Source organism: Halomonas ventosae, assembly GCF_004363555.1.
GTDB classification, from domain to species: domain Bacteria; phylum Pseudomonadota; class Gammaproteobacteria; order Pseudomonadales; family Halomonadaceae; genus Halomonas; species Halomonas ventosae.
On sequence record NZ_SNZJ01000007.1, the window covers coordinates 23,710 to 47,628 of the forward strand.

A 23,919-nucleotide genomic window follows, 5' to 3' on the forward strand; every position below is an offset into this window, starting at 1 on the left:
CCTTGCAGCGGCGCAGCCGCGCCTTACAAGATATACCGCGACAGGTCCTCGTCCATCGCCAGCTCGCCGAGCTGGGAGTCGACGTAGGCGGCATCGATTGACAGCGGGCTGCCGAAGTCGCCGCCCAGGTAGGAGGCCTCCTCGAGCAGGCGCTCCATCACGGTATGCAGGCGCCGGGCGCCGATGTTCTCGGTGCCCTCGTTGACCTTCCAGGCGATCTCGGCGATGCGCGCGATGCCATCCTCGGTGAAGGCGACCTCGAGCCCCTCGGTGGCGAGCAGCGCCTGGTACTGCTTGGTCAGCGCGGCGGAGGGCTCGGTGAGGATGCGCTTGAAGTCCTCCGGCGTCAGGGCATTGAGCTCGACGCGGATCGGCAACCGGCCCTGCAGCTCGGGGATCAGGTCCGACGGGCGCGACAGGTGGAAGGCACCGGAGGCGATGAACAGGATGTGGTCGGTGCGCACCATGCCGTACTTGGTGGAGACCGTGGAGCCCTCGATCAGCGGCAGCAGGTCGCGCTGGACGCCCTCGCGGGAGACCTCGCCGCCGCTGGACTGGCCGCTGCCCTTGCACACCTTGTCGATCTCGTCGAGGAAGACGATGCCGTTCTGCTCGACCGCCTCGACGGCTCGGCTCTTGATGTCGTCCTCGTTGACCAGCTTGCCGGCCTCCTCGTCGCGCAGCAGGCCGAAGGCATCCTTCACCGCCACCCGGCGGGTCTCGCTCTTCTGCTTGCCCATGCCGGCGAAGAGGTTCTGCAGCTGGCTGGTCATCTCCTCCATGCCCGGCGGGGTCATGATATCGACGCCGGAGCCCTGGGGGGTGACCTCGATGTCGATCTCCTTGTCGTCGAGCTGTCCCTCGCGCAGCTTCTTGCGGAAGATCTGGCGAGTCGAGCTGTCCTGGCGGGGCGCGTCCTCCTGGCCGCGGGGCGGCGGCAGCAGGGCGTCGAGGATGCGCTCCTCGGCGGCGTCCTCCGCGCGGTGGCCCACCTCGGCCTTGGCCTGCTCGCGCACCAGCTTGATGGCGGCCTCGGTCAGGTCGCGGATGATCGACTCGACGTCGCGGCCCACATAGCCCACCTCGGTGAACTTGGTGGCCTCGACCTTGATGAAGGGGGCGCCGGCGAGCTTGGCCAGGCGGCGTGCGATCTCGGTCTTGCCCACGCCGGTGGGGCCGATCATCAGGATGTTCTTGGGCGTCACCTCCTGGCGCAGCTCGCCGTCGAGCTGCATGCGACGCCAGCGGTTGCGCAGGGCGACGGCCACGGCGCGCTTGGCGTCCTGCTGGCCGACGATGTACTGGTCCAGGGCGTGGACGATCTCGCGGGGGGTCATCCGGGTCATGGTCAGAGCTCTTCCAGGGTGACGTTGTGGTTGGTGAACACGCAGATGTCACCGGCGATGGACAGCGACTTCTCGGTGATATCGCGGGCACCGAGGTCGGTGTTCTCGAGTAGTGCTCGGGCGGCGGCCAGGGCGTAGTTGCCGCCGGAGCCGATGGCGATGATGCCGCCCTCGGGCTCCACCACGTCACCGTTGCCGGTGATGATCAGCGAGGCGTCCTTGTTGGCCACGGCGAGCAGCGCCTCGAGGCGGCGCAGGGCGCGGTCGGTGCGCCAGTCCTTGGCCAGCTCCACGGCGGCCTTGACCAGGTTGCCCTGGTACTTCTCCAGCTGCGCCTCGAAACGCTCGAAGAGGGTGAAGGCATCGGCGGTGCCGCCGGCGAAGCCGGCCAGGACCTGGCCGTGGTAGAGGCGGCGCACCTTGCTGGCGTTGCCCTTCATCACGGTGTTGCCCAGCGAGACCTGGCCGTCGCCGGCCAGCGCCACCTGGTCACCGCGGCGCACGGAAACGATCGTGGTCATGGAGGGGACTCCTTGGGGGAGCACAGGGCTCCCGATGACTGGCGGCGCCGCGGACAGGGCCGGGGCGCCGTGGATGAACTCAGCAAGTGAAGTGCGGGCGGGGGGCGAGGAATTCAACCTTGGTCGCGTCTACCTCGCCGGTCGGGCGGGTCAGTTCTGCAGCTGGATCAGCAGCGGCTCGATGCCCTGGGTGACCATCAGGTCCTGGGCGCGGGTGAGCTCGCGCCGGTCGCTGTAGGGGCCGACCTGGACCCGGTGCCAGGTGTCGCCGCCGCCGGCCTTCACCTCGCTGATCTTGGCGAGCAGGCCGAAGTCGCGCAGCCGGCCCGCCAGCCTGCTGGCATCCCCCGCCTCGCGGAAGGAGGCGGCCTGCAGCATGAAGCGGGCATCGGCCGGCGGCTCGTCCGTCGCCTGGGGGGGCGGGCGGTCCTCCTGCGCCGCTGCGTCGGTCTCCAGGTTGGCGGCGATCACCTGGGCGATGGGGTCGTCGTCGGTCGTTGCCGGCGGCGTCTCGGGACGCTCCGGCGGAGTGGCCGTGGAGGCCGGCACCTTGCCGCCCGGGGCGATCACCTCGGATTCCGGCAACAGGGTGTAGAACTCGAAGGTCGGCATCGGCGGCTCCTCGGGCGTGGCGGCCGGCTCGCCTTCCCGGGGCTCCTGAGGGGGAGCGGGCTTGGTCAGCACCGTGGCCAGCGGCGAGTCGCTGCCCTCCTGCCAGGGGGCGATACCCTGCTGGTGCTGGGCCAGCAGGAAGCCCGCCACCATGCCGACCAGCCCCCACAGCCAGCCCGGGATGCCGCGGCGCGGGGGTGGCGCGGCGCGGCGCCGCGGGGTGCTGGTGGCGCCGCGCTTCTTCGCTGGCTGCTTGCGGGTGGCCATGGCTTACATCTCCTCGGGCGCGCCGACACCCATCAGGTCGAGGCCGTTGCGCAGGACCTGGCGCGTGGCCAGCCCCAGCGCCAGCCGGGCGTTGCGCAGGGCGTCATCGTCGACCATCACCTTCACCGCGTTGTAGCAGGTGTGGAAGTCGGCGGCGAGGTCGAGCAGGTACTGGGCGATCTGCTGGGGCTCGTGGGCGGCGGCGGCGTGCTGGACCACCTCGGGATAGCGGGCCAGGCGGTTGAGCAGCGCCTTCTCCTGGTCGGCCTCCAGCAGGGCCAGGCTCTGCACGGCCAGGGCGTGGTCGAACGGCTTCTCCTCGGCCTCGGCCTTGCGCAGCATGCTGCACACCCGGGCGTGGGCGTACTGCACGTAGTAGACCGGGTTGTCGTTGGACTGGGAGCGCGCCAGGTCGATGTCGAAGGTGAGCTGGGAATCCGCCCGGCGCGCGGCCAGGAAGAAGCGGGTGGCGTCGTGGCCCACCTCGTCGATCAGGTCGCGCACCGTGACGTAGCTGCCGGCGCGCTTGGAGAGCTTCACCTCGACCCCGGAGCGGGTGACCATCACCATCTGGTGCAATACGTAGTCGGGCCAGCCCTGGGGGATGCCGGCCTCGAGGGCCTGGAGCCCGGCGCGCACCCGGGTCACGGTGGAGTGGTGGTCGGCCCCCTGCTCGTTGATCACCGTCTCGAAGCCGCGCTGCCACTTGTCCAGGTGGTAGGCGACGTCGGGCAGGAAGTAGGTGTAGTGGCCATCGGACTTGCGCATCACCCGGTCCTTGTCGTCGCCGAAGTCGGTGGTGCGCAGCCACAGGGCGCCGTCCTGCTCGTAGGTATGGCCCTGCTTGATGAGACGCTGGACCGTGGCCTCGACCTTGCCCTGCTCGTAGAGCGAGGACTCCAGGAAGTAGACGTCGAAGGTCACGCCGAAGGCCTTGAGGTCGAGGTCCTGCTCGCGGCGCAGGTAGGCCACGGCGAAGTCGCGGATGGCGTCCAGGTCCTCCGGGTCGCCTGCCGCCGTGACGTGCCGGTCATCGGCATGCACCGTCTCCCCGGCCAGGTAGGCGTTGGCCACGTCGATGATGTAGCCGCCGCGGTAGCCGTCCTCTGGCCAGCCCGGGTCGCCGGGGTCGATGCCCTTGACCCGCGCCTGCACCGAGCGAGCCAGGTTGCTGATCTGGGCGCCGGCGTCGTTGTAGTAGAACTCGCGGGTCACCTCATGGCCGGTGGCCTCGAGCAGGCGGCTGATGCTGTCGCCGATCGCCGCGCCGCGGCCGTGGCCCACGTGCAGCGGCCCGGTGGGATTGGCGGAGACGAACTCCACCTGCACCTTCCGGCCCTGGCCGGTGAGGTTGCGGCCATAGGCGTCGCCGGCCTCGAGCACCTGGCGCACCACCTGGGCGGCGGCGTCGGTGGCGGCGAAGAAGTTGACGAAGCCAGGGCCGGCGATCTCCACCCTCTGCACGGCATCGCTTGCCGGCAGGGCCGCGACCAGCGCCTCGGCCAGCTCGCGAGGCTTCCTGCCGGCCGGCTTGGCCAGCATCAGCGCCAGGTTGGTGGCGTAGTCGCCGTGGGCCTTGTCGCGGGTCGGGTCGACCTTGATGGTTGGCGCGAGTTCGGCGGGCAGCACGCCCTGCTGCCGGAGGTTGTCCAGGGCGCCCTCGAGCAGCGCGATGATGGTCTCTTTCATGGAAGTGTCCGGTGTCCTGTGGCGTGGGCGGTGCGAGCGACCGCCGGGCGAGTCTGGGGCGCCATTATCGGCAATCGGCGCCGGGCTTTAAAGGTGTGTGGTCAGGCCAGGGTCTGCGGGTCGATATCCAGCGACCAGCGTACCCGTCGCGCCTCGGGACGGCCCTCGAGCCAGGCGACCAGCCAGGCGCCGGCCTCGTGCAGCTGGCTGCGGCGGTCGGCGGCCAGCATCAGCTGCAGGTGGTAGCGGTTCTGGCGCCGTTCCATGGGGGCCGGGACCGGCCCCAGGCAGTCGACGGCGAGTCCACGCTCGCCGATCCGCTGACGCAGCGCCTCGGCGGCCAGGCCGCCCAGGGCGACCACGGCCGTCTCGTCGGGGGCCTCGAGGCGCAGCAGGGCGAGGAAGCGGAAGGGCGGCAGCCGGGCGGCCCGCCGCTCCTCCAGCAGCTGGCCGGCGAGGGCGTCGTAGCCCCGCTCGGCCAGCAGGCGCAGGTGCGGGTCGTCGGTGTGCAGGGTCTGCACCAGCACCCGGCCGGGATGGGCGGCGCGGCCGGCGCGGCCCGCCACCTGCTCGAGCAACTGGGCGCTGTGTTCCAGGGCCCGGAAGTCGCTGGCATAGAGCCCGGCATCGGCATTGACCACCACCACCAGGGTGACATGGGGCAGGTGGTGCCCCTTGGCCAGCATCTGGGTCCCCACCAGCAGGCAAGGATCGCCGCGGCGCACCTCGGCCAGCATCTGCTCGAGGGCGTCGCGGCGCCGGGTGCTGTCGCGGTCGATGCGGTGTACCGGCACCTCGGGGAACAGCGACGCCAGGGTCTCCTCGGTGCGCTCGGTGCCGCTGCCCAGCGGGCGCAGGTCGACGCTGCCGCACTCGGGGCAGGCGTCGGGGAGGGCGCGGCGCCGGTCGCAGTGGTGGCAGGCCAGCAGCGGCGGCTGCCGGTGCAGGGTCATGCGCGCATCGCAGTGGTCGCACTCGGCCATCCAGCCGCAGGCGTGGCAGGCCAGGGTGGGGGCGAAGCCGCGTCGGTTGATGAAGACCAGCACCTGGTGGCCGGCGGCCAGGGTCTCGCGCACCGTCTCGATCACTGGTGGGATCAGCCCGCCCTGTCGGCGCCGGCCGCGCAGGTCGACGAGCTCGAGGCGGGCCGGGGCATGGCGGCTCGCCCGGCGGGTCAGTCGCAGGTGGCGGTAGTCGCCGTGCTGCGCTCGCTGCAGCGACTCCAGCGATGGCGTGGCGCTGCCCAGCAGCAGCGGGATGCGGTGGTGGTGGGCGCGGGCCACGGCCAGGTCGCGGGCATGGTAGCGCAGGCCATCCTGTTGCTTGTAGGAGCCGTCGTGCTCCTCGTCGACGATTATCACGCCGGGGCGGGCCAGGGGGGTGAAGATGGCCGAGCGGGTGCCCAGCACGATGGGCGCCCGGCCGCTGGCGGCGGCCTCCCAGGCATCGAGGCGCTCGTGGTCGGTGAGCCCCGAGTGCAGCGCCACCACCGGTGCCCGGAAGCGGCGACGGAAGCGGGCGAGGGTCTGGGGCGTCAGGCCGATCTCGGGGACCAGCACCAGGGCCTGGCGATGGCGGGCGATGACCGCCTCGATCAGCTGCAGGTAGACCTCGGTCTTGCCGCTGCCGGTGACGCCATGCAGCAGGCAGGGGTGGAAGCCGTCGAGCCGCTCGTGCACGGCGGCCAGCGCCACGGCCTGCTCGCGATTGAGGGGCAGGGCGGGTTCGGCGAGCCCCGCGTCGCCCTCGGCCGCCGGCGAGGCCGCCAGGGGTTCCTCGTGACGCGCCACCAGGCCCTTGTCGGCTAGGGCGCGCAGCTGGTCGCGGCTGAACGACTGGGCGAGGATCGCCTGGCTGACCAGCCCGTGGGGATGCTGGCGCAGCATGCTCAGCAGCTCCGCCTGGCGGGGGGCCCGGGCCAGGCCCGGCGGGGCCTCCTGGCGGCCGGCGGCGGTGACGCTCCAGCGCTCGCGGGTACGGGCCTCGAGCGCCCGGCCCTGGCGCAGCAGCCCCGGCATCGCCTGGTGCAGGGTGTCGCCGAGGGCATGCTGGTAGTAGCGGGCGGCGAAGCGGCACAGCCACAGCCAGTCGGCCGGCAGCGGGGCGTCGTCCAGGCAGCCCGCCACCGGCCTGAGGCGCGACAGCGGCAGCTCGCTCTCGTCCCGGCACTCCGCCACCACGCCGACCACCTCCCGGCGGCCGAAGGGCACCGTCACCCGCAGGCCAGGCTGCCAGCCCCCCGGGGGTGACTCGCGGCAGGGGCGGTAGTCGAACAGCCGGCGCAGCGGCGAGGGTACGGCAACGCCCAGTACGCGTGGCACGGGCGGGCAGGGGGAATCGGGCAATTGGCCTCCGGCGTCGGCTCTGCTAGAATGCTTCGCCGCTGCGGACACCCTGGCCCTGTACAAGGGAGCGTGGCGGCAACCGGTTCGCATCTACAGACAACCCGTATGCGGTGCCTGGCAGAAGATCAGGTGGCGGCATACAGCTTCATGAGGCTCAAGATGAAACAAGGTATCCACCCGGATTACAAGACGGTCAACGCGACCTGTTCCTGCGGCGCCACCTTCGAGGTCGGCACCACCGCCGGTCACGACTTCTCCCTGGACGTCTGCTCACAGTGCCACCCCTTCTATACCGGCAAGCAGAAGCAGGCGACCACCGGTGGTCGCGTCGAACGCTTCAACAAGCGCTTCGGTGCCGCCATCAAGCGCTGAGCCGCCCGGCACGACGCACCATCGAGAAACCCGCCCATCGTGGCGGGTTTCTTTATGCCCGCTCGTCGGAGTGCCACCCGTCCCGTTGCCGGCCGCGAGGATAAGCAAAGCGTTATGGCTGGCGGGGTCAGCCATAAGTGTCGGCAAATGGCCGGCAACGTCTTCAAACGAGCGTACAACAGGGCGGATGTCTGGCGAGTTGAGCGCGACAGGCTTTTTGTATACGCTAGCCGACCTCCCACTGTTTACCGGATCCTCTCAGCATGACTGACGCGAAGAAGAAGGCGGCGCTGGATTACCACGCGAAACCCATCCCCGGAAAGCTGTCGGTGGAGCTCACCAAGCCCACCGCCACCGCCCGGGACCTCTCCCTGGCCTACAGCCCGGGCGTGGCGGAGCCTGTTCGCGAGATCGCCAGTGACCCGGAGAACGCCTACCTCTACACCGGCAAGGGCAACCTGGTGGCAGTGATTTCCGACGGCAGCGCCATTCTCGGCCTTGGCAACCTGGGCCCACTGGCGAGCAAGCCGGTGATGGAAGGCAAGGGGGTGCTGTTCAAGCGCTTCGCCGGCATCAACTCGGTGGACATCGAGGTCAATGCCGAGAGCCCGCAGGCCTTCATCGACACCGTGGCGCGCATCGCCGATACCTGGGGCGGCATCAACCTCGAGGACATCAAGGCCCCGGAGTGCTTCGAGATCGAGCAGGCGCTGATCGAGCAGTGCAGCATCCCGGTGTTCCACGACGACCAGCACGGCACGGCCATCGTCACCGCCGCGGGCATGCTCAATGCCCTGGAGATCGCCGGCAAGTCGCTGGACAGCGCCCGCATCGTCTGCCTGGGGGCCGGTGCCGCGGCCATTGCCTGCATGAAGCTGCTGGTCTCCTGCGGTGCGCATCCCGAGAACATCGTGATGCTCGACCGCAAGGGCGTGATCCACAGCGGCCGCGAGGACCTGAACCAGTACAAGGCGATGTTCGCCGTGGAGACCGACAAGCGCACCCTGGCCGACGCCATCGAGGGCGCCGACGTCTTCGTCGGCCTCTCCGGGCCGGGACTGATGAGTGCCGACCACATCCGCAGCATGGCCCCCAACCCGGTGGTCTTCGCCTGCACCAATCCCGACCCGGAGATTCATCCCGACCTGGCCCGGGAGACGCGCCCGGACGTGATCATGGCGACCGGCCGCTCCGACTACCCCAACCAGGTCAACAACGTGCTGGGCTTTCCCTTCATCTTCCGCGGGGCCCTCGACGTGCGCGCCACCCGCATCAACGAGGAGATGAAGGTCGCCGCCGTTCACGCCCTCAAGGACCTCGCCCGCGAGCCGGTGCCGCAGGAGGTGCTGGAGGCCTACGAGATGGACGAGATGACGTTCGGGCCGGAGTACATCATCCCCACCCCCGTGGATATCCGCCTGCTCGACCGGATCTCCTCGGCGGTGGCCCAGGCCGCGGTGGACTCCGGGGTGGCGCGCAAGCCCTATCCGTCCCACTACCCGTTGAAGACCGTGGATGACGTCTACGGCGGCTGAGCCCCGAAGACCTCCTCTGCCCCGCGACGACGCCGGCTCTCGAGCCGGCGTCATCGTCTGTGGCGAGGAGGGCTCGGGGCCTACCAGTCGTAGAGGAGGGAGGCGCTGGTGGTATGGTCGGTGCGGGCCTCGGCGCCCTGCGGAGGGCGGGAGTTGTCCCGGATCTCGTGGGAGAGCCGCAGGGCCAGGTGAGCGTTGAGCCGCGCGGTGAGCGAGGTCAGCGAGCGCGAGGTGGTGTTGTCGTCGGTCGCCTCCACCGAGAGTTCCTGTGCCAGGCTGGAGGTCTCCGAGAAGGCCCATTCGTAGGCCAGCGCCCCGTAGGCCACGCCCAGGGTGGCGTTCTCCTCCCCCTCGATGCGGTCATAGCGGTAGCCAGGTCCCGCCTCCAGCGAGAGCTTGTGCCTTTCGCCGTCGAGCAGGTCGCGGCCGTAGCCGCCGATGGTGGTGAACTGCTGGTCGTAGCCGCCGAAGCGGTCCTTCTCCCAGCGGGCAAAGCCGAACACGTAGTGGGGGCCGTCGAGCTCGTAGCGCTCTCGGCCGGCCACCAGGTACTGCTCGGCGCTGGTGTCGCCGTTGCGCGAGACGTTGCGTACCTCGCCGCGCAGGGTATGGGTCCAGTCGCCGACCACCCAGGTGAGCCGGCCCTTGCCGATCAGGGTCTGGCTGTCGGTGTTGCCCGAGAGGTGGGTGTAGCCCAGCTCGGCGCTGCCGCCGAAGCCCTGGTCATCCTCCTCGGGCGGCGGCGGGGCATAGAAGGGGCCGGCCTGGGTGCCGCCGGCGATCGTCAGCAGGCCGCAGAGGGCCGCCCATCGAGTCATCGAAGGGAGTGTCGCGGGATGCGGCATGGTGGTTCTCCCCGGGTTGCCGGATGTCGATAGCTGCCCGAAGCGGCGTGCGAGGTTGCGCTGCCCGGGCGGCGTCCCTGCCGCCCGGTGCAGGAGTCGGGTGTCGGCCTAGAAGATGGCCTCGTAGGCGCCGGTGCCCTGGGAGCCGCTCTCGCGCTCGACCTCACGCTCGACGCGACGCGGCTGGAAGTCCGGCAGGTGGTCGGCCATGAACAGCTCCTCGATGCCGCCGCCCTGTCCCTCACGCAGCAGGCGGCCGGTGTCGGGGTCGACCCGCTCGGTGACCACCTGCTCCGGCCGCTCGGGCCAGCGCTCGGGCTGGCCCTCCAGGGCCTGGCCCATGAAGTCCATCCAGATCGGCAGGGCGGCCTGGGCGCCGTACTCGGCGGTGGAGGAGTTGTCGTCCTTGCCCACCCAGGCGGTGGTCACCAGGTCGCTGTTGAAGCCGGCGAACCAGGCATCGCGCTGGTCGTTGGTGGTGCCGGTCTTGCCGACGATGTCGCTGCGGCCGAGCTCCAGGGCCTTGCGCGCGGTGCCGCGCTCGACCACGTCGCGCAGCATGTCGCGCAGGATGTAGACGGCGGCGGGGTCGGCGACCCGGGGAGCGACCTCGAAGGTCTCGCCGTCGCGCTCGACGGTCTGCTGGCCATCGCGGCAGTCGCGACAGGCGACGCGCGGGCTGGCCTCCTCGACGACGGTAGTGTCATCGCCGCGGGTCACCCGCTCGATGAACCAGGGCGACACCTGGAAGCCGCCGTTGGCCAGCACCGCATAGGCGTTGGTCATCTCCAGCGGGGTGAGGCTCGCGCTGCCGAGGGCCAGGGAGAGGCCGCGCGGCAGCTGGTCGGCGGCGAAGCCGAAGCCCTGCAGGAACTCGATGGTGCGATCCAGCCCCAGGGACTGCAGCACGCGGATGGTGACCAGGTTGCGCGAGCGGGCCAGGGCATCGCGCAGCCGGATCGGGCCGAGGAAGTCGCCGCTGGAGTTCGCCGGGCGCCACAGCTCGTCGCTACCGTCCTGCATCACCACCGGGGCATCGTTGACCACGCTGGCGGGGTTCATCTCGCCGCTGTCCAGCGCCGCCAGGTAGACGAAGGGCTTGAAGATCGAGCCGGACTGGCGACGGGCCTGGGTGGCGCGGTTGAACTTGCTGGCATCGAAGTCGAAGCCACCCTGCAGGGCCAGGATGGCCCCGGTGTCGGGGGCCATCGCCACCAGCGAGCCCTCGGCGTCGGGGCGCTGGGAGAGGCGCCAGCTGCCGTCCTCCCGCTGCAGGATGCGCACCAGGTCGCCGCTGCTGGCGATCTCGCTCGCCGAGCCCGGGGCGGCGCCCCGGCTCCTGGCGCTGCGATAGGGGCGCGCCCACTCCAGGCCGGCCCAGTCGAGGGAGTGCAGCTCGCCGCCGCGGGCCAGCACCCGCATCTCGCGGCCCTCGCTTTCCACCACGATGGCCGGCTTCAGGGGGCCGTAGGCCGGGGTGCGCTCGAGCACCTGCAGCCAGTTGCTGACGTCGCCCTCGATGCCCTCGACCTCGGTCTGGCTGCGCTCGGCGGCGCGCCGGGCGGTCTGCATGATCTCGGGCGACTCGGCGAGCTCCTCCTCCAGGCCCTCGCGTCCGGTCTGCTCCTGGGCCTCGGCCAGGCTGCGCGGGATGTCGGTCTGTTCGGGCCCGCGCCAGCCGTGCCGGGTGTCATAGGTGATCAGGCCGCCGGCCAGGGCCTGGCCCGCCAGCGGCTGGAGCTCGCTGTCCAGGGTGGTATGGATGCGATATCCCCCGGTGTAGGCCTGGTCGCCGTAGCGCTCCACCGCGAACTGCCGGGCCATCTCGGCGACGTAATCGGCCTCCACTTCCAGCTGGGCGAGGTGGCGGCTTGCGGTGACCGGGGCCTGCACGGCTTCCTCGTAGGCCGCCTGGTCGATGATCTCCAGCTCCCGCATGCGGAACAGGATCCAGTTGCGGCGGATCAGCGCCCGTTCGGCGTTGGCCAGCGGATTGAAGGCGGAAGGCGCCTTGGGCAGGCCGGCGATCATGGCCGTCTCGGCCAGGGTCAGCTCGGCCAGCGGCCGGTCATAGTAGACCTCCGCGGCGGCGGCGATGCCGTAGGCGCGGTTGCCCAGGTAGATCTTGTTGACGTAGAGCTCGAGGATCTCCTCCTTGGAGAGGATCTGCTCCATCTGCAGCGCCAGCAGGATCTCGCGGATCTTGCGGGTGAAGGTCCGATCCAGGGTGAGCAGGTAGTTGCGCGCCACCTGCATGGTGATGGTCGAACCCCCGGACTGGATGTCGCCGCCGCTGGCCACCAGTTCCACGGCGGCACGCGCCAGGCCCTTGGGATCGACGCCGCGGTGGTCGAAGTAGGTGGCATCCTCGGCGGCCAGCAGGGCCCCGATGAGCGCCTGGGGGATCTCCTCATACTCCACCGGCGTGCGGCGCTCCTCGCCGAACTCGCCGATCAGCTTGCCGTCGCGGGTGAAGATGCGCAGCGGGGTCTGCAGCTCGAAGTCCTGCAACTGGCGCACATCGGGCAGGCCGGGGGCGAAGTAGAGCGCGGCACCCACCACGCCCAGTACTCCGGCGGCGGAGAGCGAGACCAGCAGCCAGAGGACGGAGACAACCAGGGTTCTGAGTAACTTCATGAAAACGCGGTATCCATGCTGGGAACGGGGGCGGAGTGGTGGCGATGAGCGTGGCCTCCCCTTGCGGCGGCCATTATAGGAAGCCGAGGGGGTGGTCACCAGCGTTGACGCCTGGCGACACCGTCATTCGTGTGAGATCCGGAAATATCATGTAACCTTCGATTACGGATCGGGTATGATGAGTTTCATCTGTTCCGCCCCGGTTCGGAGTGGATAATCATAATGAGCGGCACGCCGCATGGATCAGGCAGGGGCATGACTCAAGATGCGACTGAGAGCATCCGGCAAGGGACTGGTCGGTGTCGACATCACCTCGGCAACCGTCAAGGTCATCGAACTCAAGCGCGCTGGTAGCCACTACCAGGTCGAAAGCTACGCCGTCCGGCCCCTGCGCGAGGGCGCCGTGATCGAGCGACGGATCCGCGACATGTCGGCCGTGGTGGACGCCCTGAAGCGTGCCGTGGACCATGCCCGGCCGGGCTCGCGCAACGCCGCGGTGGCCGTGCCGGCCAGCGCCGCCATCACCAAGACCCTCACCCTGCCCGCCTCGCTCGATGACGACGAGATCGAGGCGCGCATCCAGCTCGAGTCAGACAAGCACATCCCGTTTCCGTTCAGCGAGGTCGCCTTCGACTTCCAGCGGCTGGGGCTCAACTCGCGCTACGGCGACCAGCAGGACGTGCTGCTGGTCGCCTGCCGCCAGCAGGACGTCAACCAGCTGACCGAGGCCGTGCTGCAGGCCGGGCTGACCCCGGCGGCCGTGGACGTCGAGACCTTCGCCATGGAGCGCGCCTTCCAGGAGCTTCGCCACCAGCTGCCCGCGGACGAGGGCGAGCAGGAGTGCGTGGCCCTGGTGGATATCGGCGCCACCATGAACGCCTTCCATGTGCTGCGCGAGGGGCGCGTCACTTACAGCCGCGACACCGTGTTCGGTGGCCGCCAGCTGACCGACGAGATCCGCAACCGCTACGGGCTGAGCCTCGAGGAGGCGGGCCTGGCCAAGAAGCGCGGCGGCCTGCCCGATGACTACCAGCGCAGCGTGCTCGACCCCTTCCTCGACACCCTGGTCCAGCAGGTGGGCCGCTCGCTGCAGCTCTACTATACCGCCGGGCGCAAGCAGGAGGTGCGGCGGATGATCCTGACCGGCGGCACCAGCGTGCTCCCGGGGCTGGCCGAGCGCCTGGCCGAGGAGAGCGGCATGGAGGTGGTGATCGCCAACCCCTTCCGGCGCATGAAGGTGAACCCCCGCATCGACGTCCCGACCCTGGCCGGTGATGCGCCGGCCATGCTCACGGCCTGCGGCCTGGCGATGAGGGTAGGCAAATGACCATCGAGATCAACCTGCTCCCCTGGCGGGAGGAAGTGCGTGCCCGGCGCAGCAAACGCTTCTACCTGGCGCTGGCGCTGATGGCAGTGATCGGCCTCGGCGGCGGCTACGGCATGACCTGGTACTACGAGCAGCGGCTGGCCGACCAGCAGCAGCGCCATCAGCTGATCAGTGCCCGCACCGCCGAGCTGGATCGCGATATCCGCGCGGTGAGCCAGTACGAGGAGCAGGTCGCCTCGCTGAAGCGCCAGATCGAGGTCTTCGAGCAGCTGCAGATGGGGCGTCCACAGACGGTCCATGTCCTCAATGCCCTGGCGGCGAGCCTGGAGGAGGGCGTCTACTACTCGGGGCTCAACCGCCAGGGCAGCCAGCTGCGGCTCGCCGGCCTGGCCGAGGACAATCGGCGGGTCTCAGACCAGCTGCGCCAGCTGGAGGCCTCTCCGGTCTTCGACGTGCCGGTGCTCTCGGAGGTGGAGTCCACCGACGGCGAGATGCGCCGCTTCAACCTCAGCGTGAACCAGCAGATGCCCGACGCGGAAGGCACGGAGGCGCCATGAATCTGTCCACGGAAGTTCGTCGACTGCGCGACATGGACTGGGGGGAGCTGGACATCAAGGAGTCCGGCGGCTGGCCCTTCCTGCTGCAGCTGATCTGCTGCGTGCTGGTGCTGGGCCTGACCCTCGCCGGCATGTACTGGTACCTCGCCGCGCCCAAGGTCGAGGAGCTCGAGCAGGCCCAGCGCGAGGAGCAGCGCCTGCTGCGCGACTACCGCAGCAAGTCGGCCCAGGCGGCCAACCTGCCGGCACTGCGGGAGCAGGTCGAGGAGCTCGACCAGCGCCTGTCGGCACTGGTGGCCATGCTCCCGGGCGGCCCCGAGATCCCGTCGCTGATCGACGACATCAGCGAGACGGCGCTGGACAACCAGCTCTCCATCGACTTCATTCGCCTGCGCAGCCCGGCGCTGCAGGAATTCTACACCGAGCGTCCCTTCGATATCCGGGTGAGGGGCGACTACCACCGCATCGGCTCCTTCATCGCCGGCGTCGCCGACCTGCCACGCATCGTCACCCAGCACGACTTCAGCCTGGAGCCGGTCGACGGCGGCAACCGCTTGCAGCTCTCGATGCTGGCCAAGACCTACAGCTATCGCCCGCCCCAGGTCACCGCCGAGGAGGGAACGCCATGACGCACTGGCTGACCAGAGGCGCCCTGATGGCACTGCTGCTGACCCTGGGCGCCTGCCGCGACGCGGACTTGCCCGGCCTCGAGCGGGAACTGGAGGCGATGCGGGTCGACCCCGGCCAGGTGGACCTGGAGCCGGTACCGCCCATGCCGACCTACACCTCGGTGGACTATGACTTCGCCGACGAGCGCAGTCCCTTCCAGGCCCGCCTGCCGGAACCCGAGGAGCTGCCCGGCGGCGGGGCCGACAGTGACCTGTCACCGGATGAGTCGCGCCCCAAGGAGCCGCTGGAGGCCTATGACCTGAGCCAGCTCGAGCTGGTGGGCACCCTCACGGTGGGCGGTCAGCCCTCGGCCCTGGTCCAAGCGCCGGACGGTCAGGTGCACCGCCTGCGCACCGGCAACCATCTGGGGTCCGACTTCGGGCGCATCGTCAGTATCACCGGGGCCTCGGTCCAGCTGGTGGAGATCGTGCCCACCGGACGGGGCGGCTGGACCGAGCGCAGCACCCGGCTGACACTCGACGACTAGACAACATGACGCCATGCCGCCGGGCTGTAGGCGGCAGAGGCCAGCAGGGGGAAAGGGAACAATGCAACCGATGATTCGTGGTCTCGCAATCGTGGCACTGCTGGCGGTCTCCGCGGCCGCCACGGCGGCCTCCACTCTCACCGACCTGGCGTTCCGCCAGGGCAGTGACGGGGCGCTGGAAGTCGATCTCGACTTCCGGGGCCCGGTACCCGAGGTGCGCGGCTATCGCCTCGACGACCCGGCCCGGCTGACCATCGACCTGATGGAGACCGACAGCGCCCTGGAGCGCCGCCGCGAGGAGCTCGGCATCGGCGGGGTCGAGCGGGTCACGGCCCTGGAGGCCGGTTCGCGCACGCGCCTGGTCTTCGAGCTCGAGGGCCCCCTGCCCTACGATACCCGTCAGCAGGGCGACCGCCTGCGTCTCTCCATCGGCGGCGGGGCTGGCCAGCCGCCGGCGGCCATGACCGCCTCGACCACGGCCTCCTCTGCTACCGCCGCCCCGGCGAGCCCGAGCCGCGACACCGCTTCGGCCTACGATGAGCCGAGCATCCAGGACATCGACTTCCGCCGCGGCGACGGCGGGGCCGGGCGACTGGTGGTGACCTTCGACCGCACCGGGGTGGATGCCCGGGTGCGCGAGAGCGGACGCAACCGCATCGTCGCCGAGCTGCGCGGGGTCGAGCTGCCGGCCTCCCTGGACCAGGTCTACGACGTCAGCGACTTTGGCACGCCGCTCGACCGTGTCACGCCGAGGGTGGGGCGCGATGGCGTCACCCTGGACATCGAGGGCAGCGGCGACTTCGCCATGGTCTCCACCCAGAGCGGCCGCCAGCTGACCATCGAGGCCCAGCCGGTCACCCGGGAGGAGCGCGAGGAGCGCGTCCGCGAGCAGTTCCCCTACACCGGCGAGCGCATCACGCTGAACTTCCAGGATATCGAGGTGCGCTCGGTGCTGGCGATCATCGCCGACTTCACCGGCCTCAACCTGGTGGCCAGCGACAGCGTGACCGGCCGCGTCACCCTCAACCTGCAGGACGTGCCCTGGGACCAGGCCCTTGACCTGGTGCTCAAGAGCCACGGCCTGGCGAGCCGCCAGCAGGGCAACGTCATCGTGGTGGCCCCGGCCAGCGAACTGGCCAATCTGGAGCGCCAGGAGCTGGAATCCCGCGAGCAGCTCGAGACGCTGGCCCCGCTGGAGACCGAATACATCCAGGTGAAGTATGCCAAGGCCGATGACATGGCCCGCCTGCTGCGTGGCGAGAGCGGCTTCGGCCTGCTGACCGAGCGCGGCCGGGTGGCCGTCGACCCCCGCACCAATACCCTGCTGGTGCAGGATACCGCCGACCAGATCGATGCCATCCTGGCCACCCTGGAGCGCCTGGATATCGCCGTGCGCCAGGTGCAGATCGAGGCGCGCATCGTCATCGCCCGGGACAGCGCCACCCGCGAACTCGGGGTGAACTGGGGGCTTTCCAATAATGAAATTGGCTTGCCTGGTGGCGGCGGGACGCCCAATGGCCTCAATGCTCAGGGGGCGTCCGACGGCATTGCAGAAAACGGCGGCCTGGCGGTGGATATGGGCAGCTCCGATGTGGTGAACACCGCCTTCAGCTTCGGCTATCTCTCCGGCGATATCCTGCTCGACCTGGAGCTGCGTGCCCTGGAGAGCGAGGGCAAGAGCCAGACCATCTCCCAGCCGCGGGTGATTACCGCCAACCAGCGCACCGCGGTGATCAAGCAGGGTACCCAGATCCCCTACCAGGAGGGGACCTCCAGTGGTGCCACCAACGTCGAGTTCGAGGAGGCGGTGCTGGCGCTGGAGGTCACGCCGCAGATCACCCCGGACAACCGCATCATCATGGACCTGGTGATCAACAACGACACGGTAGGGGAGCTCTTCAACGGCGTGCCCTCCATCGACACTAACGAGATCGAGACCCAGGTGCTGGTGGACAACGGCGAGACCGTGGTGCTGGGCGGGATCCTCACCACCGAGGAGGTGCGCAGCCTGTTCAAGACTCCCTTCCTGGGCGACGTGCCGGTGCTGGGGAACCTCTTCCGCTATACCGAGGACACCAATGATAAGGTAGAGTTGCTGGTATTCATCACGCCCCGAATACTGGACGACAACCTGGCCATTCGCTGATGCAGGCACTTCCCAACCTGATACTGATCGGCCCCATGGGGGCCGGCAAGAGCACCATCGGCCGCCTACTGGCGGCCGAACTGTCACGCGAGTTCTACGACAGCGACCACGAGATCCAGGCGCGCTGTGGCGCGGACATCCCGTGGATCTTCGACGTCGAGGGCGAGTCGGGCTTCCGCGACCGCGAGACCCAGATGATCCGCGAGCTGACCCGCCACGAGGGCGTGGTCATCGCCACCGGTGGCGGTGCCGTGCTGCGCGAGGAGAACCGCCGGGTGCTGCGCGAGAGCGGTACCGTCATCTACCTGCTCACCACCGTGGAGCAGCAGCTCAGGCGCACCGCCAAGGACCGCAACCGCCCGCTGCTGCAGCGCGGCGACCGCGAGCAGCTGCTGCGCGAGATGTTCGCGCTGCGTGACCCCCTCTACCGTGCCACCGCCGATGTGGTGGTACGCACCGACCGGCGCGGCCCGCGTGCCGTGGTCAACGAGATCGTGCGGCGCGTCACGCGCCTGGTCGATCCCCTGCAATGCAAGGCCTGACGCCATGAGCGATTCCCGCAATGCCCCCAGCACCCTCGAGGTGGCGCTGGGCAGCCGCAGCTATCCCATCCACATCGGTCCCGGGCTGCTGGGCGATCCCCGCTGGTTGGCCCCCCACCTGGCGGGGCGTCAGGTCATGGTGGTGACCAACGAGACGGTGGCGCCGCTCTATCTGGAACGCCTCCGGCAGGGGCTTGGCGATGACCTCGACGTGCGCGAGCTGGTCCTGTCGGACGGCGAGGCCACCAAGACGCTGGCCAGCGTCGAGCGGATCTGGGATGCCCTATTGGCGGCCGGCTTCAATCGTCGCTGCACCCTCATCGCCCTGGGCGGCGGGGTGATCGGCGACATGGTCGGCTTCGCCGCGGCCTGCTACCAGCGCGGCGTGGCCTTCGTGCAGGTGCCGACCACGCTGCTCGCCCAGGTCGACTCCTCGGTGGGCGGCAAGACGGGGGTCAACCACCCGCGGGGCAAGAACATGATCGGCGCCTTCTGGCAGCCGCGGGCGGTGCTGGTGGATACCGACACCCTGGCGACGCTGCCGCCGCGGGAGCTCTCCGCGGGGCTCGCCGAGGTGATCAAGTACGGCCTGATCCGCGATGCCGACTTCCTGGCCTGGCTGGAAGCGGAGATGGAGGCGCTGCGCGGCCTCGACGCCGCCGCCCTGACCCGGGCCATCGAGCGCAGCTGTGCGCTCAAGGCCGAGATCGTTGCCGAGGACGAGACCGAGCAGGGGGTGAGGGCGCTGCTCAACCTGGGGCATACCTTCGGTCATGCCATCGAGGCCCACCAGGGCTACGGCAACTGGCTGCATGGCGAGGCCGTGGGCACCGGCATGCTGATGGCGGCCGAGCTCTCCCGACAACTGGGCTGGCTGAGCGACGCGGAGGTGGCGCGTACCCGGGCGATCATCGAGGCCGCGGGCCTGCCCCTGGCCGCCCCGGCCAGCATGGGCGTGGAGGACTTCCTCGCCATCATGCGCCTCGACAAGAAGAACCTCGACAGCCGCCTTCGCCTGATCCTGCTGCGCACCCTGGGCGAGGCCTGCATCCATGACGCGACGCCCCCCGAGACCCTGGCCGACCTGCTCGAGGCGTTTCCTCGTCGCTGACGCCTTCCTGCGTCGCCCTTCCTTCGTGCCGCCGACGCCCGCCCCGTGCGGGCGTCGTCATGTCTGGAGGAGGGAGGAGAGGGTGGTCGGCGGCCTCATCCTCAAGCATCTGCATGGCGTATGCCGCATCGGCATGGGGGAGTGGCGGCAATATAGACCAAAGTCTAGTGCGTTATCCGGCGCGTTGAAGCAGCGTGGTTGGTCCTTGCAAGCCCTTGAGTTAGCGGGTTTTTTCGGAATGTTGTTGGTGCAAGTCGCGGATTTGTCGATGGTTTTCCGGGGCGTGCCCGGGGCGGAATATTGCGCAGTGGGGGTGGCTCTGGCTATGCTGGTCGGCCTTTTGCCGAGCAGTCGTGCGCCCGATTCGGGGGCGGCATGAAAAAAACAAAACCGATTAAAATAGCATGTAATGACTGCCAAAGAAACCCTTCAACCCGAGGCACGCCCATGAACAGAGGTCTTCACCAGCCCGGCGAGTTCCGCGACAACTGCGGGTTCGGCCTGATCGCCCATATGGAGGGCCAGGCCAGTCACGACCTGCTCAAGACGGCCATCGAGTCCCTGACCTGCATGACCCACCGTGGCGGCATCGCGGCCGACGGGAAGACCGGCGATGGCTGCGGGCTGCTGCTGCAGATGCCCGATGCCTTCATGCGCGAGGCGGCCCGCGAGGCGCTGGGCGTCGCCCTGGGCGAGCACTACGCGGTGGGTGTGGTCTTCCTGCCCGACGACGACGCCCGCGAGGCTCGTGGCCGCGAGACCCTGGTCGCCGAACTCGAGGCGCGTGGCCTGCGGGTGGCCGGCTGGCGCGACGTGCCGGTGGATGCCAGCGTCTGCGGGCCCATGGCACTCGACTGCCTGCCCCGGATTCGCCAGCTGTTCGTCGAGCCGGGCAACGACGAGGCCGGCCACTTCGATGTGGACCTGTTCATGGCGCGGCGCTGCGCCGAGGAGAAGTTGCGCGACGACGAGGACTTCTATGTCTGCTCGCTCTCCCGCGAGGTGGTCTCCTACAAGGGGCTGATGATGCCGGTGGACCTGCCGGCCTTCTACCCCGACCTGGGCGACGAGCGCCTGGAGACCGCGATCTGCGTCTTCCACCAGCGCTTCTCCACCAACACCGCGCCGCGCTGGCCGCTGGCCCAGCCGTTCCGCCTGCTGGCCCATAATGGCGAGATCAACACCGTGGAGGCCAACCGGGGCTGGGCCAACTCGCGCAAGGAGAACTTCGTCAACGAGCGGCTTCCGGATATCGCCGGGCTCGACGAGATCGTCAACACCTCCGGGTCGGACTCCTCGAGCATGGACAACATGCTCGAGGTGCTGCTCACCGGGGGCATGGAGCTGCATCGCGCGGTGCGCATGATGGTGCCGCCGGCCTGGCAGAACGTGGAGCTGATGGACGGCGATCTGCGCGCCTTCTATGAATACAACTCCATGCACATGGAGCCCTGGGACGGCCCCGCCGGGGTGGTAATGACCGATGGTCGCCAGGCGGTCTGCATGCTCGACCGCAACGGGTTGCGCCCGGCCCGCTGGGTGATCACCCGCAATGGCTACATCACCCTGGCCTCGGAGATCGGTACCTACGGCTACAAGCCCGAGGACGTGGTGGCCAAGGGGCGTGTCGGCCCGGGCCAGATACTGGCCGTGGATACCGAGACCGGCGAGGTGCTGCATACCTCGGACATCGACGAGCGCCTCAAGTCCGCCTATCCCTACAAGCGCTGGCTGAAGCAGGAGGCCCAGTACCTGGAGTCGGCGCTGACCGAGCTCGCCAGCTTCCAGAACATGGATCCCGAGGCGCTGCTCACCCAGCAGAAGATGTTCCAGGTCAGTTTCGAGGAGCGCGACCAGGTGCTGCGCCCGCTGGCCGAGAGCGGCCAGGAGGCCGTGGGCTCCATGGGCGACGACACGCCCATGGCGGTGCTCTCCGGCAAGCAGCGCCTGCTCACCGACTACTTCCGCCAGAAGTTCGCCCAGGTCACCAATCCGGCCATCGACCCGCTGCGCGAGGCAATCGTGATGTCGCTGGAGACTTGCATCGGCGCCGAGCTCAACGTCTTCAAGGCGACCCCGGAGCACGCCCATCGCATCATCCTGACCACGCCGATCCTCTCGCCGCGCAAGTTCGCCGCCCTGGTGAACCAGGACGATCCGGCCTTCGCCAGCCACACCCTGTCACTGGGCTATGATCCCGAGGAGATCGGCCTCAAGGGCGCGATCCATGAGCTCTGCCGCCAGGCCGAGGAGGCGGTCAACGACGGCAAGGTGATCCTGGTGCTCTCCGACACCGAGCTGGGCAAGGGGCTGCTGCCCATCCATGCGGCGCTGGCGGTGGGCGCGGTGCACCACCACCTGGGCCGCCTGGCCCTGCGCCCGCGCTGCAACATCGTGGTGGAGACCGGCTATGCCCGGGACGCCCACCAGATGGCGGTGCTGTTCGGGGTGGGGGCCACCGCGGTATTCCCGTGGCTTGCCTACCAGGTCATGGCCGACATGCACCACACCGGCGAGCTGGTCGGCAACCCCGCCGATGCCCGGGAGAACTACCGCAAGGGCCTGCAGAAGGGGCTGTTCAAGATCCTCTCCAAGATGGGCATCTCGACGCTCGCTTCCTACCGTGGTTCGCAGCTGTTCGAGGCGGTGGGCCTCTCCTCGGAGGTGGTCGAGCTGTGCTTCACCGGTATGGCCTCGCGCATCGAGGGCACCGGCTTCAGCGAGCTGCAGCTGCAGCAGGAGCTGCTGGGGCGCGAGGCCTGGACGCCGCGCAAGGGGGTCGCCCAGGGCGGCCTGATGAAGTACGTCCACGGCCACGAGTATCACGCCTACAACCCCGATGTGGTCATGGCGCTGCAGGAGGCGGTCCAGGAGGGCGACTACGCCAAGTGGAAGAAGTTTGCCCGGCTGGTCAACGAGCGCTCCCCGGCTACCCTGCGTGACCTGCTCAGGCTCCGGCCCGCCGCCGAGCCGCTGCCGATGGAGGAGGTCGAGGCGGTCGAGGACCTGCTGCCGCGCTTCGACAGCGCCGGCATGAGTCTCGGCGCCCTGTCGCCCGAGGCCCACGAGGCGCTGGCCCAGGCCATGAACGAGGCCGGCGGGCGCTCCAACTCCGGCGAGGGGGGCGAGGACCCGGCCCGCTACGGCACCATCCGCTCCTCCAAGATCAAGCAGATCGCCTCCGGGCGTTTCGGCGTCACGCCGGCCTACCTGGTCAATGCCGAGGTGCTGCAGATCAAGGTGGCCCAGGGCGCCAAGCCCGGCGAGGGCGGGCAGCTGCCCGGCGGCAAGGTCAACGAGCTGATCGCCCGGCTGCGCTACTCGGTGCCCGGCGTGACCCTGATCTCGCCGCCGCCGCACCACGACATCTACTCCATCGAGGACCTGGCGCAGCTGATCTTCGATCTCAAGCAGGTCAATCCCGATGCCCAGGTCTCGGTGAAGCTGGTCTCCGAGCCCGGCATCGGCACCATCGCCACCGGCGTGGCCAAGGCTTACGCCGACCTGATCACCGTCTCCGGCTACGACGGCGGTACCGCGGCGAGCCCGCTGACCTCGATCAAGCACGCCGGCAGCCCCTGGGAACTGGGCCTGCCCGAGGTGCACCAGGCGCTGCGCATCAACGGCCTGCGCGACAAGATCCGCCTGCAGACCGATGGCGGCCTGAAGACCGGCCTCGACGTGGTGAAGGCGGCGATCCTCGGCGCCGAGAGCTTCGGCTTCGGCACCGCGCCGATGGTGGCGCTGGGCTGCAAGTACCTGCGCATCTGCCACCTCAACAACTGCGCCACCGGCGTGGCCACCCAGATGCAGTACCTGCGCGACGAGCACTTCCGCGGCACCGTGGACATGGTCAAGCACTACTTCCGCTTCATCGCCGAGGAGGTGCGCGAGCTGATGGCCCTGCTGGGGGTGCGTCAGTTGACCGACCTGATCGGCCGCACCGACCTGCTCGAGGTGCTGGAGGGCGTCACCGCCTCCCAGCGCAAGCTCGACCTGACGGGACTGCTGGGCAACGACTTCGTGCCGCAAGACGCGCCGCAGTTCTGTGCCGTCAGCCGCAACGTCCCCCATGACCCGGGCGCCAAGAACCAGGAGGTGCTCGAGGCCCTCGCGGATGCCATCGAGGCGAAGTCCGGCGGTGAGTTCGATTTCGCCATCACCAACTGCGACCGCAGCGTCGGGGCGCTGACCTCCGGGGCCATCGCCAAGCGCTACGGCGAGGCGGGGCTCGAGGACGCGCCGGTCACCGCGCGCTTCACCGGCGTGGCCGGCCAGAGCTTCGGTGTCTGGAACGCCCGCGGCCTCAACCTCTACCTGGAGGGCGATGCCAACGACTATGTCGGCAAGGGCATGAACGGCGGCAAGGTGGTGATCGTGCCGCCCGCCGGGAGCGCCTTCGAGAGCCACCGCACCGCCATCATCGGCAATACCTGCCTGTACGGCGCCACCGGCGGCAAGCTGTTCGCCGCGGGTACCGCCGGTGAGCGCTTCGGGGTGCGTAACTCCGGTGCCCATGCGGTCATCGAGGGCGCCGGCGACCACTGCTGCGAGTACATGACCGGTGGCCTGGTCTGCGTGCTCGGCGAGGTGGGCGTCAACTTCGGCGCGGGCATGACCGGCGGCTTCGCCTATGTGCTCGACGAGGACCGCACCTTCGTCGACAAGTACAACCATGAACTGGTGGAGATCCACCGGGTGAACACCGAGGCCATGGAGGCCCATCGGCGTCATCTGCGGGAGATCATCGAGGAGTACGTGGCCGAGACCGGCTCCGCGCGTGGCCACGCGATCCTCGAGGACTTCAGCGACTTCGTCCGTCACTTCTGGCTGGTGAAGCCCAAGGCCGCGAGCCTGGGCAGCCTGCTGGCTGAATCCCGGCGTCGGCCGGAATAAGTGACTGTCGAGACG

The 23,919-nt window shown here is 69.3% G+C and carries 17 protein-coding genes; 10 read left to right on the plus strand and 7 right to left on the minus strand.

Going from position 1 to position 23,919, the window contains the following annotated elements; translation table 11 throughout:
- Positions 1–23 precede the first annotated feature (23 nt).
- From hslU to DFP85_RS07490, 5 genes are all read right to left on the minus strand, one after another.
- Positions 24–1,346, minus strand: coding sequence for an ATP-dependent protease ATPase subunit HslU (hslU, locus tag DFP85_RS07470; protein ID WP_133635684.1), 1,323 nt, complete (start codon positions 1,344–1,346; stop codon positions 24–26).
- 2 nt (positions 1,347–1,348) lie between these two features.
- Positions 1,349–1,867 (minus strand): ATP-dependent protease subunit HslV, encoded by a 519-nt coding sequence (hslV, locus tag DFP85_RS07475; RefSeq protein ID WP_133635685.1) that lies wholly within the window; start codon positions 1,865–1,867, stop codon positions 1,349–1,351.
- 150 nt (positions 1,868–2,017) lie between these two features.
- Entirely contained in the window at positions 2,018–2,746 is a 729-nt protein-coding gene (locus DFP85_RS07480) for an SPOR domain-containing protein (RefSeq protein ID WP_133635686.1), read from the minus strand.
- 3 nt (positions 2,747–2,749) lie between these two features.
- Positions 2,750–4,435, minus strand: coding sequence for an arginine--tRNA ligase (gene argS, locus DFP85_RS07485; protein ID WP_133635687.1), 1,686 nt, complete (start codon positions 4,433–4,435; stop codon positions 2,750–2,752).
- Positions 4,436–4,536: 101 nt separating this feature from the next.
- Entirely contained in the window at positions 4,537–6,780 is a 2,244-nt protein-coding gene (locus DFP85_RS07490; RefSeq protein ID WP_243737235.1) for a primosomal protein N', read from the minus strand.
- Between the two features lie 159 nt (positions 6,781–6,939).
- Here DFP85_RS07490 and rpmE point away from each other — a divergent pair, with 159 nt between their 5' ends.
- Together rpmE and DFP85_RS07500 are read left to right on the plus strand one after the other, a co-directional pair.
- The gene (gene rpmE, locus DFP85_RS07495) at positions 6,940–7,152 is read left to right on the plus strand and encodes a 50S ribosomal protein L31 (RefSeq protein WP_040185115.1); all 213 of its coding nucleotides are present in this window, start codon (positions 6,940–6,942) and stop codon (positions 7,150–7,152) included.
- 263 nt (positions 7,153–7,415) lie between these two features.
- Entirely contained in the window at positions 7,416–8,687 is a 1,272-nt protein-coding gene (locus DFP85_RS07500) for a malic enzyme-like NAD(P)-binding protein (protein ID WP_133635689.1), read from the plus strand.
- An 80-nt stretch (positions 8,688–8,767) separates the two neighbouring features.
- Here the strand turns inward: DFP85_RS07500 and DFP85_RS07505 are convergent, their stop codons facing one another.
- Together DFP85_RS07505 and DFP85_RS07510 are read right to left on the minus strand one after the other, a co-directional pair.
- On the minus strand, positions 8,768–9,532 hold the full coding sequence (locus DFP85_RS07505; protein WP_424955085.1) for a DUF481 domain-containing protein: 765 nt from the start codon (positions 9,530–9,532) through the stop codon (positions 8,768–8,770).
- Between the two features lie 108 nt (positions 9,533–9,640).
- Positions 9,641–12,169 (minus strand): penicillin-binding protein 1A, encoded by a 2,529-nt coding sequence (locus DFP85_RS07510; RefSeq protein WP_133635690.1) that lies wholly within the window; start codon positions 12,167–12,169, stop codon positions 9,641–9,643.
- 265 nt (positions 12,170–12,434) lie between these two features.
- Here DFP85_RS07510 and pilM point away from each other — a divergent pair, with 265 nt between their 5' ends.
- From pilM to gltB, 8 genes are all read left to right on the plus strand, one after another.
- Positions 12,435–13,496: a type IV pilus assembly protein PilM gene (gene pilM, locus DFP85_RS07515; RefSeq protein WP_133635691.1), complete on the plus strand. Its 1,062-nt coding sequence runs from the start codon at positions 12,435–12,437 to the stop codon at positions 13,494–13,496.
- The gene (locus tag DFP85_RS07520; protein WP_133635692.1) at positions 13,493–14,053 is read left to right on the plus strand and encodes a PilN domain-containing protein; all 561 of its coding nucleotides are present in this window, start codon (positions 13,493–13,495) and stop codon (positions 14,051–14,053) included. Before pilM ends, DFP85_RS07520 begins: the two co-directional genes overlap by 4 nt.
- Positions 14,050–14,682, plus strand: a complete 633-nt coding sequence (locus DFP85_RS07525) for a type IV pilus inner membrane component PilO (RefSeq protein WP_133635693.1) — start codon at positions 14,050–14,052, stop codon at positions 14,680–14,682. The genes DFP85_RS07520 and DFP85_RS07525 overlap by 4 nt, the downstream gene beginning before the upstream one ends.
- Entirely contained in the window at positions 14,679–15,209 is a 531-nt protein-coding gene (locus tag DFP85_RS07530; protein ID WP_133635694.1) for a pilus assembly protein PilP, read from the plus strand. Before DFP85_RS07525 ends, DFP85_RS07530 begins: the two co-directional genes overlap by 4 nt.
- A gap of 61 nt (positions 15,210–15,270) precedes the next feature.
- On the plus strand, positions 15,271–17,355 hold the full coding sequence (locus DFP85_RS07535; RefSeq protein ID WP_133635695.1) for a type IV pilus secretin PilQ: 2,085 nt from the start codon (positions 15,271–15,273) through the stop codon (positions 17,353–17,355).
- A complete protein-coding gene (gene aroK, locus DFP85_RS07540; protein ID WP_133635696.1) occupies positions 17,355–17,897 on the plus strand; it encodes a shikimate kinase AroK in 543 nt (180 codons plus the stop codon). Before DFP85_RS07535 ends, aroK begins: the two co-directional genes overlap by 1 nt.
- A gap of 4 nt (positions 17,898–17,901) precedes the next feature.
- Positions 17,902–19,008, plus strand: a complete 1,107-nt coding sequence (gene aroB / locus DFP85_RS07545) for a 3-dehydroquinate synthase (protein WP_133635697.1) — start codon at positions 17,902–17,904, stop codon at positions 19,006–19,008.
- Between the two features lie 447 nt (positions 19,009–19,455).
- Positions 19,456–23,904, plus strand: coding sequence for a glutamate synthase large subunit (gene gltB, locus DFP85_RS07550; RefSeq protein WP_133635698.1), 4,449 nt, complete (start codon positions 19,456–19,458; stop codon positions 23,902–23,904).
- Positions 23,905–23,919: the final 15 nt, after the last annotated feature.